Consider the following 11345-nt stretch of genomic DNA (forward strand, 5'->3'; position numbering starts at 1 on the left):
TCATTGCTCCGCCGCTTGTCGGCGGCTCAAGGCGTAGCCGCGCAGTTCCAGTTGCAGCGGCTTGTCATTGTCCAGCTCCTTTTTGTCCAGCAGCAGCCGCCATGTCTGTCCCCCGTCGATTTGGCGGAATAGCGCGATCACGCCGACATAGGCCGCGTCTTGACGGTAGGGCTCGCGCAGGCTGATCGCCGCGCCAGGCCGCAGCAGTACTTGGTGGCTGGCCAGCAAGTCGGCGGCGAGCGCGGTCTGATCCTGCTCCAGCAAGGTCTGGTAAGGCGCGGCCATGAAGGCGGCCTTGTCCTTCAATTGATAGACCCGCACCACGACAGTCAGCGGGCGCTGCCCGGCATCGGTGTTCAATTCTTCGCTCGCCATCAGGTCCAGGTTCAGGCGCTCCACGCGGGTCAGAAAGATTTTTTGAGCGGCGCTGACAGTGACGTTCTTGGTGCTTTGCCACAGGCCGCAGGCGCTCAGAGGCAGGGTCAGGCCGAGCATGAGCAGTCCGGCGCGCAGCGCGGGAAGGCAGTGTTTCATCCGGGTTCTCCTGGCTGTCGGGCATGGCTGTCCGACAAGGGTTGATAATGACCGATGCGCAAGCGGCGCCAGCGCCGGCTTGCCGTGCCGGCCAAGGTCGCGCCCAAGCCCAGCCGTGGCCGGGCGCCGCTGTGGAGGGCGCTGGCCGGCAGCCAGCTGGCGGGCAGTTCCAGCCAGATCTCGGCTTCCAGCCGCCAGCCCAGATAGACGCGGGTCAAGGCCATCAGGTCCTGCTGCAGCGGCGCGCCGGGCAGCAGGGCTGGCACGCAGCCGGCGTCGGGCGGACGCACGGTGACGGCGATCGCATGGTTGGCCGCGCGCAAGCGGCGTCCCAGGATCAACTCGCCGGCGCGCAGCGGCGGCCGGCTGGAGAGGGGGGCCGCGCTATCCAGCGCCACCCAGCAAGGCAGGAACTCCCGTACCCGGATCTCGGCGTTGGGCAGCGCATGGCGGAAGACGTTGGCGAGGCCTGAGGCTGGGCGGGTACGCTGGCTTAGCAGCGCGAGCAAGCCCAGCAGACGGCCGGCCGGCAGCGGCTGGCGCGCGGCCGCCGCGTCCAGGCCCAGGCCAGTCAAGCCCAGCAAGGAGCGGGACAGCTTGTCGCGCGCACCGGGCTGGAAGCTCTGCGGGTAGCGATATTTGCTCCAGGCGCGGTAGAGCAGTGTCGCGAAGCGGTGGTTGAACAGATCCAGGAAGGCCGCCAGCGCCTCATGGCCTTCGTTGCGGGTGGCGATGTCGTCCAGAAAATAATAGGGCAGCACGGCATCCACGCCGTAGAGCCCCATGAAGGTGGTGCGCAGCACCGGCGGCCGCCCGGTGTCGGGGTCGGCGGGCTCGGCCCGGGCGATCTCGCTGGCGGGAAAGCCCAGCGATGGCGAGGGCAGCAAGCGCACCGGCTCATGCTCGGGGCTGTCGGCGGTGCCCAGGCGCGCGCCGCCGGGCAATTGCTCCAGCACGCGGCAAAACTGAAAGAAGTTGTACGCCGGCGCGGAGCGCAGCCAGGCGTCAAACGCGGCGTCGGTCATAGCGGCGGCGCCTCCGTCTTGCTGTCCGGCCAGGCGATCCGCTCGTTCTCCGGCAGCACGCGCATTTCGAAACGGGTGAACAGGTTCATGTCCGCATAGGCGGCGAAGAAGCGGTGCATCAGGTCGCCGAACAGATAAAGGTCGCCCTGGCCGGCGAAACAGGTTCGGTCCACCGCCAGTTCGATGCCGACCCCGCGCTCCAGGCAACCCCGCTGCACCCGCTGGATCAGCCGGTGCCTCACCTCCAGCAGGCCGCTCAGCCGCTGGCGGTTCAATTCGTCCTCGGTCCAGTCGTACAGCGCCAGCGTGCCGCGCAGCACCTCGGCGTCCAGCAGCGACAGGAAGTTGGGCGCCAGGTGCGACAGCACCCGCCATTGATAGCGGTCTTCCGCCGGCGGATAGCAGGGCATGGTGGGCGCGGTCAGATTGGATATCTGACTCAGCGGCGCGGCGACGGCGCGCTCCAGTATCTGCGCCTCGCGCAATGCCTTGCGCGGCAGCATGCCATTGGTGCCGGTGACGCGCAGCGACAAGGTTTCCTCGCGCCGGGCCGCCGTAGGCGAATCCCACAGATGGCCGCCCAGCACCAGCCAGGTTTCCGGCCGGCCGGCGGCGCCCAGCCGCGTGCGCGCATGGTAGAAACGTTCCGGCGCCTCGTGGCGCAACATGCCGCCGCGGTGGCGGAAACTGGAGAACGGCACATAGGCATGGCGCTTGCCGCTGTCGCCGTCCATGGACTCGACCTCGTCCACCGACCAGGTTTCCAGCTCCGGTCCCTGGCTTGCCAGCGGAGTGACCCGGTATTCATGGCTGAGGTGGTCCACGCGCAAGGGTTCGGCTTCCAGCGGGAACAGATTGATCGCCGGCACGCAATGCAGGCGCAGATTGTCGGCGTTGAACGGCATGTCCGCCGGATAGCGCTGGCTCAGGACCAGTTCCAGCGCAAAAGCCCGCGTCCCGGCGGGCAGCAGCGCGGCGTCCAGGCCGCACAGATCGAGGAACAGGAATTTCTCGCGGAAGCAAAAGTACTCCAGCAGCAGCTGATAGCCGCCAAAGGCGTTGTCCGCCGTGGGCCAGAGCCGGTCCGCCGCGGCAAAGCCCACCGGCTCGAAGCGCAGCGCCGGCAGCGGCTGGGCCGGGTGCCCGCCCGGGTCCAGCGCTTGCAGGCGGGCATGGCCCAATTGCCGGGTCAACGCATGCCGCAGCGCGAAGGCGATGGGCAGGTCCGCGGCGAGGAACAGGCGCAGGCGGGACAGATCCAGTGTCTCGCGCTTGGCCGCCGCGCCCAGTTCGAAGCACAGTTCCAGCACCGAGCGTCCTGCGCCATCCTGGCGCACGCCGGCCTGGCTGAGGCGCAGCGGCTGGATCTCCACCGGCTGCGTGCTGCGGTAGGCGCAGCGCACCGCCTCGCTTCCCAGCGGCGAAGTGCGCACGCTCAAGCCCGCCTCGATGCGCTTGGCCTGCTGCAGCGCGTGTGCGTCGGCCCGCAATTCCAGCACGGTCAGCGAGGGCACCATGCGCAGATAGTGCGGCCACAGTAGATTGACCAAGCCCTCGGTCAGCTCCGGGAAGTCGTCGTCCAGCTTCTGGCGGATGCGGCCGGTCAGGAAGGCGAAGCCTTCGAACAGGCGCTCGACATAGGGGTCGCGCTTGCCCACCCGGTCGATATTGAGCAGGGCGGCGCGGTCGGGGTGGGCGCGGGCAAACTCCTTGCCCGCCTCGCGCAAATAGCGCATTTCCGCCTCGTAGTAACGCAGGGTCAGATCATCCATGGGCGGCTTTCATCGACAGGGTGGAAAAAGCGCCGCAAGCCGTGCGCGGCGTGTTGGCGGCGCGGGATCATGGCTGAACGCCGGTCAGCGCGCGAGCCGGGTCCAGCGCGGCCAGGCGCGCATTGAGCCGTTCCAGGCGCTGGCCCAGGCCGGCGCGGTCCGAGTCCTTGCGCAGCAGCCGTTGACGCAGCAGCCGCGCCAATTGCGCTTGCAGCTCGAAGGCCAGCTCCGGTTCCCAAGCCTCCAATTGGTGATCGTCGGCCTGGCACAGCAGCGCTTCCAGCAAATGGATGGCCATTTCGGCGCGGCCATGCCGTTCCGCCAACCGCGCCAGCAATAAGTGCCGCAGGCAGCGCTCGCGGCCGCCGGCGAGCGCGGGCAAGGCCTGCACCCAGGCGAAGGCCGCCGGCAAACCCTGTTGCGCGGCGATGGCGTGGGCCTGGGTTTCGCTTTCCGCCCAGTCGGCGCGCGTGCCGGCCTCCGGCGCGGCGGCGGCCTCCGGCTGTCGCCATAGCGTTAGCCACTCCAGGGTGGCGTCTTCCGCGAACGGGCTGCCGTCGCTGAAGCGCAATTGCTCGATGCCGGGCAGCCGCTGGCACAGCCGCAGCGCATCGTCGCGGACCAGGTCCGCCAGCGGCGCGGCGATCTCTCCGCCATGCTGGTGCGCCAGCCAGGCGTAGTGCTGCAGATCCAGCCACCAGTGATTGGCGCCTTCCGCGAAGGCGAGCTCGGCCTGCTCGCGCAAGTCCGGCCACTGTTGCTGCAACAGCTGGCGTTTCAGCTGCTGGCGCAATTCGGCGCGCGGAGGCGGCAGGCGGGTGCGCCCCTCCGCGTCGCCGGGCGGCAAGGCGGCCAGCGCCTCCCAGCGCACCGCGCGCAATAGCCGCAGGGCGGCGGCCTGGCCTTCCGGCTGCCGGCGCAGAAATACAGTCATCCGCCGCGCCTGTTCCAGCAATTCGCGCCAGGAAGAGACTTCTCCGACATTGGCGGGCGGCGCGGCGGGCGGTGGGGTTGGCCGCGCGGCGATGACCGCGGCCGGCTGCAAGCGTTGCTGCAGGCTGTGCCCCAGCGCCGCCAGCCGCAGCGGCTCCGCGGCGCTGCCGGCAGTGAGGCTTTGCAGCAGCAGCAGGGCCGCCGCGGCGCGTTCCCAGGCGTCGTTGTCGTCATTGGGCAATTGCGCCAGCCGGTCGGTGAAGCGCTCGCTGGCCATCCATTCCAGTGCGCTGCGCCGCCGTGCCGGCTGGTGTGGCCAGACCGTGTCCGGGTAGCGTTCCAGCAAGGCGGCGACCAGCTCCAGCCCGTCGGCCAGGCCGGCCACGCCGTCCCGGCGCAGCCGGGCGCAGGCGTAGTAGGCCGCCACGCGCAAATCCTTGCCGCGGGTTTTCAGCAAGGTTTCCGCATGCGTCAGCGCCAGCGCCGTGTCCATGCCCGAGAGCCGGGTGACTTCCTCTTTCAAGGCCAGAAACTCATCGTCGTGGGACAGATCCTCGCCGCAGGGCGCGGCATCGGCTATCGGTTTCAGCCAGGCGGACCAATGCGGCAGCCGCTGTCGGGCTCTTTCTTCCGGCGTCTCGTCCCGGCCCAGCAGTGAGTGCAGCCAGTTCATGAGTGGCCTCGCGGTATCGCGCTGGACCGGGCGCGCCATTGCCGCGCGGTTTGGTGTGGGGGAAGGGGTTTGGGCGACATGACGAGCTTCTCCTCAGGATTGGGGCCGCCGGGCCGGTTTGGCTGGGGCCAGTGGCTTGCTCGGCTCCACAATAAAAATCCGCGCCGGCAACTGGAATTGCACCAGTTGCAACAGGGCCAGCGGGCCGGCGCCGGCCTCGCTGCGCAATTGGTAGCGCGCTTGATGGCCGCCGGGCAGCTGCCAGCTCAGCTGCCAAGTGGCGCGGTCTATCTGTTCGCGCTGCGCCTGTTCCAGCAGGCGCAGCCAGCCCCAGCGGCCGGGGTGGTCCTGCGTCTGGCGCAGGCCGGCCTTCTCGGTCTGCCATTGCAGGCTGGCGCCGGCCTTTAGCGGATCGCCGGGCCAGTTCAGCGCCTTCCAGCTTGCCAGCTGGTTGAAGTCGTGCAGGCTGTGCTGATCCAGTTGCAGCCGGGTTTCCGCCAGGCCGGGGGAGGAGATGGGCTGCAACTCGAAGCGCATGCCGGCATCGCCTTGGGCGTAGAGCAGGCTGGACAGCCGCGACAGGCGGTTGAGCTCATTGAGGAAGTTCAGGTCGAAGCGCAGCGCCTGCGCCGCCGCCGGGTCCGGCGACCATTGATCGCCCTGTTGTTCCAGCACCCCGCCCAATTGCTGGCGCACGAACTGCGGCACCAGGCCGTCGCTGGGGTGCAGAAAGCGGCCCAGCTCCGGCAGCGAGGCGTCAGCATCGCTGCGGTGGAAGGGATAGCGGCCGGCGAAGCTGGACTGCCAGGGCCGGACGATGCTCTGGTCCCATAACTGGTTGAGGCTGGCGGCCGCCGGTTGCAGCAGGGTGGACCAGGACTGGTCCAGGGGCTGCAGGAACAAGTGCTGGCCCAAACCCTGCCAGTCCTCGCCCAGGCTGGCGGCCAGTTGAGCGGCGTAATCGCGGCCCTCGGCCAGCTCGCCGCCCTTGCCCTGGAACACCGCCTGCGCCAGCGCGCGGGCGGCGGCGTCCGGGTCCGGCGCGGCGGCCACCTGCTGCAGTTTGAGCCGGGTGGCGGCCACCCGTTCCAGATAACGTTGCAGGCTGAGCGCGGAGCCGTCTTGGCGCTCCTCCAGCAGCCGCAGCAATGGGCCGAAGCTTTGCGCCAGCGGCGCGGCTTCCGCTGCGGCTCTCGCCGGCGCGCTGGCGTCGGCCTTGCCCAGCAGCGCCTGGGCCTTGTCCACCAGATTGGCGCCCAGGCTGTCCACGCGCTCGCCGGCGCGGGCGTTGTCGCGCACCAGCGCCATCAGCGCGCGCAGCGGCGAGCGTTGCGGATCGGCGTAGACCTGCAATTGCTGGGCATTGGCGGCCAGTTTGGTTTCCGCTTGCCACGACACATCGTTGAGGAATCGCTGCCAGGCGCGGGCGTAATCGGCGAAGTAGCGCTGGCGCAGCGCGGCATCCTGAGTCGCGCCGGCGCTGGGCTGGCCGGCCTCGCCGGCGCCCAGCACCCAGTCGCCGGCATTGCCCTGGCGGCGATGGGCATCGGCGAAAGCGGCGCGCAAGTGTTCGTCCCAGGCCTTGCGGGTGAACACGCCGGGCAGACTGGCCTCGCTGCGCCACAAGCCGCGCAAGTCCTGGCCCGGCAACAAGGCGGCCAGCGTTTGCGGCGGATACTTGGTCGCGGCCTCGGCCAGGATGGGTTGATAGCGAGCGTCGTCGGCCTGCTGGCGGCCCAGCTGGCCGATCAGGGTCTGGCGGCTGGCCTGCGCCAAAGCGGGGTCGGCGGCCATGCGCCAGCCGGGCTGGCCGGCCAGCCGCTCGGCGTAGAACTGCGCCATCGCGCGCAGCAGCGCCGGGGAAAAGTCCGCGTGCGCGGCGCTGGCTTGGGCCGTCAACTGAGCGGCGAGGAAGGCCGGCTCGGCGCGCGCCGGCTGGTCCAGCGTCAGATAGGCCTTCAGCGTTTGATAGCCCTGTTCGGTCCGGGCCGGGTCGGCGGCCAGTTCCGCGCTGGGCGCCTGGTTCAGCGCCTGTAGCTGCCGCGCCCAGTGCTGGCGCGCCGGCGCGATCAGCGCCTGGTCGATGGCGCGGGCGTACTGTGGACGCAGCCGTTCCAGCAAGGCGGCGTCGCGGTTCAGACCGAAGCGGGCCGACCACGGCGCGCCGTGTAACTGGCGGGCTTCCAGCTTCTCCAGCAGCCGCTGCAGCCGCAGCGCGCTGTCCAGCGTGGCGGTTTTGGGCTGGGCGTCGATGGTGGCCTGGGCTTCGGCGATCAGCCCATGGTTTTGATAAGTGGAGCCCAGCATGCCGAGGAGCCAGATCAGGCACAAGGCGCCGATGGCGGCGGCGAGCCGGCGCTGCCAAGGACGACTGCGGCGGCGCGGCGCGAAGGCCGAGCCCAGGCTGATCGCGCCGCTCCACAGCCGGACGTCGGCCGGCCAGCTGGCCAGCGCCAGCGCCTTGAAGGCGGGGGCCGCCGCCAAGCCGCCGCGCCAGCGCTGCCAGGTCTCGGCCAGCGCCGTGCCCTCGCGTTCCAGCCACTGTGAGCAGCGCAGCAGAAAGGGCTGCGCCGCCATGCCGGAATGACGCGGAATGCCGCGCAGGGGAAGCTGATCGGCCCAGGACCGGAGTTGGTCTGCCCAGCGGTCGGCGTTGGCGGGCAAGGCCGGCAAGGGCCAGCCGGCGATGCCGGGGCCGGCATTGTCGGGCGCGCGCTGGCACAGGGTGATCGGCAGGGTCCAGCCGCAGGCGATGGACAGCTGTTCGGCGCGCTCGGCCAGCGCGGCGGCGTCGGCGGAACCGGGGAGCAGGGCGATGACGGCGTCGGCGGGGGGCTGCCAGCGTCCGCGCAGCCGCCGCCAGCCGCCGGGAGGCGGGGTGGCGGAGGCGTCGATCAAGACCATGCCGTCGGTTTCCACCCAGGGCTGCTGGGCCAGCGCCGGCGCCGCCTGGTGGATGGCTTCGGGCGCGCCGCACAGCAGCAGCCAGTGCGGGCGCTGCCTGGCCGGGCGCTGGCGCCAGCCTTGGGCGATCTGCGCCAGGCCGGCCCAGTTGGCGCTGGGCGCGGACGGCTCCAAGCTGGCCGGTCTCGAAGACTTGCGGCCGGGCCAGCGCGCCAGCAAGCTCTGGCGAGCGGCGACCAGCTTGGCCCGGTAACGGTTAAACAGCAGGATGAGCAGCAGCAGGGCTGTAGCGGCCACGGCGCTCCACAATACCGTGTCGCCCAGTTGCAGTTCGCTTAAATCGATAAGCTTGCCTTGCCACAGCGCGAACAGGCCAAGACAGATTGCCAGCCCGGCGATAATGAAAACCCAGATGCCGAATTTCATGCCGCTTTCTCCATGGAGCCGCTGGGAGGTGAGTTGATGATGGCCTGAATCCAACTGCTTTCTTGCTGCTGCCAGGCCAGCACTTGCGCGCCGGGCAAGCGAAGTTGGCATAGCAGCGCCAGCTGCAGCGGATAGCCCCAGGCGCCGGTTTGACCCAGCCATGAGTCCAGAGCGTGGCAACGCGGCGGCTGGCTTTTCAGCCACTGCAAGGCGGGTAGCTCGGCTATCCGGCCCCAGGCGGCCAGCGTGGTTCTGTCCAATTGGCTGTGCCAGCCGCGCGGCGCGTCGGCATCCGGCAACTGAATATCTTGCAGCGTGGCAAAGTCGGCCATCATCTGCGTGGCGTCGGTCGGCATCGGCCGCGGCAAGTAAGCCAGCGGTTGGGCGGCATCGGGCTGCAATAAGAGCGCGAAGCCGAGTTCGCACTGCGCCGGCGCGGAGGTGTCCAGCGCCAGTTCGGAGTGCAGGTGGGCGGCTAACAACAGGGCGGGCTGCCGGAGCCGGCCCTCCCCATCCGCGCCGCCATGGGCGGCCAGCAGCCAGGCGCGGGTCTGCTCCGGGTCCAGGTCGCGGCTCTCCGTTTGCCAAGCCTGGCCGGCCGGGAAGTCGGCCAGGCGCGACCAACACAGCGAGCGCCAGGATTCGGCGTGGCGGGCCGGCGCGCACAGCAGCAGCTGGCAGCGGTCCAGCCGCGCCAACGCCTGTCGCAACTCCGGGGTCAGCAACTGATCCAGCAAGGCCAACAGCCGTTGCGGCAGGGGCTTGCCCGGCAACAACGCGTTCAGCGCCAGTACTTGGTCCTGATGTGGCCCATTCTGGCCGCTGAGCGCGCCGTTCAGCGGCCGCTCCTGCGGATGGAGCACGCTGACGGCCGTCACCGGCAGCGCCGCGCGCGCCCATTGCACCCAGCCGGCGCGCAGCTCGTCCTGAGCCTGATGCTCGGCCCTGATGTTTTCGCGCTCGGTTTCAAGCAGGTAGTACCGCAGTCCCCACAGCATCAGCCAGGCCAGCCAGGGCATGAGCAGCGCCCAGCCCCAGAAGCGCCAGCCCTGGCCTAGGCTGGCGCGCGGCCAGAGCAGGCTGGTGGCCGTCAGGCCGATGGCGAAGGCGGCCAGCAGCAAGGCCAGCCAGCGGGCGGGAGAAGGCGGCTGCGGCCAATCCGGGCGGCTGAGCTGCGGCAAGGGCCAGGCCATCTCAAACCTCGCCGGCGTTGGGCAAGGTGGAGATCAGCGTGCAGCCGCAACCGGCCTGGAAACCTTCCAACGCGAAGGCCGAGCCATGGGCGGACATGCGGGTGGGACCGGGCAAGATGGAGCTGATGCCATGCCCCGATTGGGGGCAGCTGACTTGATCGCCAACCCGGGCGGACGCCTTGCCGAAGACGACCGGGCCGGAAGCGCTGATCACGCTGCCGCCATGGCTGGTGGGGTCGCCTAAGCGAATGATTTTTCCGGGCATGAATAACTCCTTAAGCTATTTAATAAATGACAAGGCCACCATGTCCTGAGCTTGTGAAAGCGCGACGCGCTAATCAGGATTCAGGCGGCTATAAAGCGCTCAAAAAAATGCACAGCGGCGGCACAATCAATAAGAGGCTTGCAGTCAGGGCAATGACTCCCCAGGGCTTGCCTCGCTTGATTTGATGGCGGACAACAAGCACCAGCACGGCAAGCCAGATCAGCAGAAGCACTAAGGCAATAAAGATGAATATCTCCACCAGCTTCCCCAGATTTCCTGGCGATGCGAAACCAGGCGCGGGGAGTGCCAGCCCGCTTAATCCAAACAAGTATTGGGTGTGGCGCATAAAGTGTTTCTCCATCAAGCCAGCGTCCGTTGCCGCGACGCATGCGTTTTTTGCCGCCATGCCCGTAAAAATCTAATACCGCGGTGGTCTCGTGGGCTCCGTGCCGGGGGCCACCTCGGCCTGGGGGGCTGGCTCGGACAGGCCGGTGGCGGGGTCGAGCTGCTTGGCCTTGGCCAGCCGACTAATCAGTTCTTCGCTGGGTTGGTCCGGTCCCGGACCACTAAAAGCCTTCTGCCATTGGAGGCTGCCATCCCAGGGCGGCAAGGGAGCCGGCGGCAGCGGCACGATTTGGTCTATGTTGGTTATCTCCGGCTGTCGCTGGGCATTGGCGCGGAGGAGTTCTTCGATCTTCTGGTAGCGGCGGCTGCGTTCCGGGTCCCGAGCCAGCCCCATGGAAAACAAACTGTCGTAGGGAGGTGGGTTGAAACTGTTCCTCAGGAAGTAAGCGGCGGCCGGATCGCCAGCCTTGACCCCCAGCTGGAAGATTTGCAAGGCTGCTTGGTAGTCTCTGGCCTGCCTCAAGTGACGTCCGGCGATCCTGACCGCCTGCGCCAGCCCCTGCTCTGCCGCACAGCGGTACATTTGATGCGCGAGTTCAGGGGCCTCACCTGCTGCCGTCAACACATTGGCGACATGAAACAGCGCCTCAGGCGAGCCCAGATCGGCTGCCTTGCGGAAAGCGCGCAGCGTCTGCTCTCGGTCGCTTTGGAGCATTTCCTTGCTGCGGATGCGGTTGCCGCCGCGAGCGTAGTTGTAAGAGGCGAAGTTGTAGTATCCGGGAGCCAGGTTTTGATCCACCAATTGCTGGTTGAGCGCTATGGCCTCGCGCAGGCCGCTGCGGGCGGGGTTGATGGCGAAGTAGCCGCTGAGCAAATGGTTTTGCAAATTGATATTGGCCTGGACATGGCCGTGGGCGGCGGCGATGCGGTATAGCCGCAGTGCTTGCCGCGCAACCGCCGGATCGAGCGTTTGTGCGGCGCCTTGCAGCAGGTGCCGGGCGTACAGGAACAAGTGTTCGGCTTCCGGCATGGGCTCGGGCAGCCGCTGATGGATGCAGCGGAATGCGGACGTCGTCAACAGCGGGGCGTTGGCTTTGGAAGGTTTGCGTGGGCGTTTAGCCGCGACGGGCGGCGGCTCGCGATAGGAGGTGACGGCCAGGCCACGGGCCTCGGCAAGTTGCTGGATCAGTGCTTCGCTGGGCTGAGCCGGCCCGGGACCGCGCCAGGCTTTCAACCATTGGAAGCCGCCGTCCCAGGGCGGCAAGGGGGCCGGCG

9 protein-coding genes are annotated in these 11345 nt (G+C 68.6%); all 9 read right to left on the reverse strand.

Going from position 1 to position 11345, the window contains the following annotated elements; all coding sequences use genetic code 11:
- The gene (gene tssJ / locus ACE3QM_RS20090; RefSeq protein WP_231462609.1) at window positions 1-534 is read right to left on the reverse strand and encodes a type VI secretion system lipoprotein TssJ; all 534 of its coding nucleotides are present in this window, start codon (window positions 532-534) and stop codon (window positions 1-3) included.
- Window positions 531-1559 carry a type VI secretion system baseplate subunit TssG gene (gene tssG / locus ACE3QM_RS20095; RefSeq protein WP_374424371.1) on the reverse strand — a complete coding sequence of 343 codons (1029 nt, stop codon included), beginning with the start codon at window positions 1557-1559 and terminating at the stop codon, window positions 531-533. Before tssG ends, tssJ begins: the two co-directional genes overlap by 4 nt.
- Window positions 1556-3331, reverse strand: a complete 1776-nt coding sequence (gene tssF / locus ACE3QM_RS20100) for a type VI secretion system baseplate subunit TssF (protein ID WP_231462611.1) — start codon at window positions 3329-3331, stop codon at window positions 1556-1558. The genes tssG and tssF overlap by 4 nt, the downstream gene beginning before the upstream one ends.
- Window positions 3332-3398: 67 nt before the next feature.
- Window positions 3399-4937, reverse strand: a complete 1539-nt coding sequence (gene tssA / locus ACE3QM_RS20105) for a type VI secretion system protein TssA (protein WP_374424373.1) — start codon at window positions 4935-4937, stop codon at window positions 3399-3401.
- Window positions 4938-5030: 93 nt separating this feature from the next.
- Window positions 5031-8267 (reverse strand): ImcF-related family protein, encoded by a 3237-nt coding sequence (locus ACE3QM_RS20110; RefSeq protein ID WP_374424375.1) that lies wholly within the window; start codon window positions 8265-8267, stop codon window positions 5031-5033.
- Window positions 8264-9460: a hypothetical protein gene (locus ACE3QM_RS20115; protein WP_374424377.1), complete on the reverse strand. Its 1197-nt coding sequence runs from the start codon at window positions 9458-9460 to the stop codon at window positions 8264-8266. Before ACE3QM_RS20115 ends, ACE3QM_RS20110 begins: the two co-directional genes overlap by 4 nt.
- Before the next feature lies 1 nt (window position 9461).
- Complete coding sequence (locus ACE3QM_RS20120; protein ID WP_374424379.1) at window positions 9462-9725, reverse strand: PAAR domain-containing protein; 264 nt, start codon at window positions 9723-9725, stop codon at window positions 9462-9464.
- A gap of 88 nt (window positions 9726-9813) precedes the next feature.
- Complete coding sequence (locus ACE3QM_RS20125) at window positions 9814-10071, reverse strand: hypothetical protein (protein ID WP_374424381.1); 258 nt, start codon at window positions 10069-10071, stop codon at window positions 9814-9816.
- Window positions 10072-10143: 72 nt separating this feature from the next.
- The coding region (locus tag ACE3QM_RS20130; RefSeq protein WP_374424383.1) for a DUF6396 domain-containing protein at window positions 10144-11345 on the reverse strand (1202 nt) is incomplete at its 5' end.

The organism is Chromobacterium sp. (assembly GCF_041912965.1).
GTDB classification, from domain to species: domain Bacteria; phylum Pseudomonadota; class Gammaproteobacteria; order Burkholderiales; family Chromobacteriaceae; genus Chromobacterium; species Chromobacterium aquaticum.

What these genes read in the sequence shown, in the direction of transcription:
- ACE3QM_RS20115 (WP_374424377.1), bottom strand. Translation starts at nt 9,460, where the DNA reads ATGGCCTGGCCCTTGCCGCAGCTCAGCCGCCCGGATTGGCCGCAGCCG.
- ACE3QM_RS20110 (WP_374424375.1), bottom strand. Translation starts at nt 8,267, where the DNA reads ATGAAATTCGGCATCTGGGTTTTCATTATCGCCGGGCTGGCAATCTGT.
- tssF (WP_231462611.1), bottom strand. Translation starts at nt 3,331, where the DNA reads ATGGATGATCTGACCCTGCGTTACTACGAGGCGGAAATGCGCTATTTG.
- tssA (WP_374424373.1), bottom strand. Translation starts at nt 4,937, where the DNA reads ATGAACTGGCTGCACTCACTGCTGGGCCGGGACGAGACGCCGGAAGAA.
- tssG (WP_374424371.1), bottom strand. Translation starts at nt 1,559, where the DNA reads ATGACCGACGCCGCGTTTGACGCCTGGCTGCGCTCCGCGCCGGCGTAC.
- ACE3QM_RS20120 (WP_374424379.1), bottom strand. Translation starts at nt 9,725, where the DNA reads ATGCCCGGAAAAATCATTCGCTTAGGCGACCCCACCAGCCATGGCGGC.
- tssJ (WP_231462609.1), bottom strand. Translation starts at nt 534, where the DNA reads ATGAAACACTGCCTTCCCGCGCTGCGCGCCGGACTGCTCATGCTCGGC.
- ACE3QM_RS20125 (WP_374424381.1), bottom strand. Translation starts at nt 10,071, where the DNA reads ATGCGCCACACCCAATACTTGTTTGGATTAAGCGGGCTGGCACTCCCC.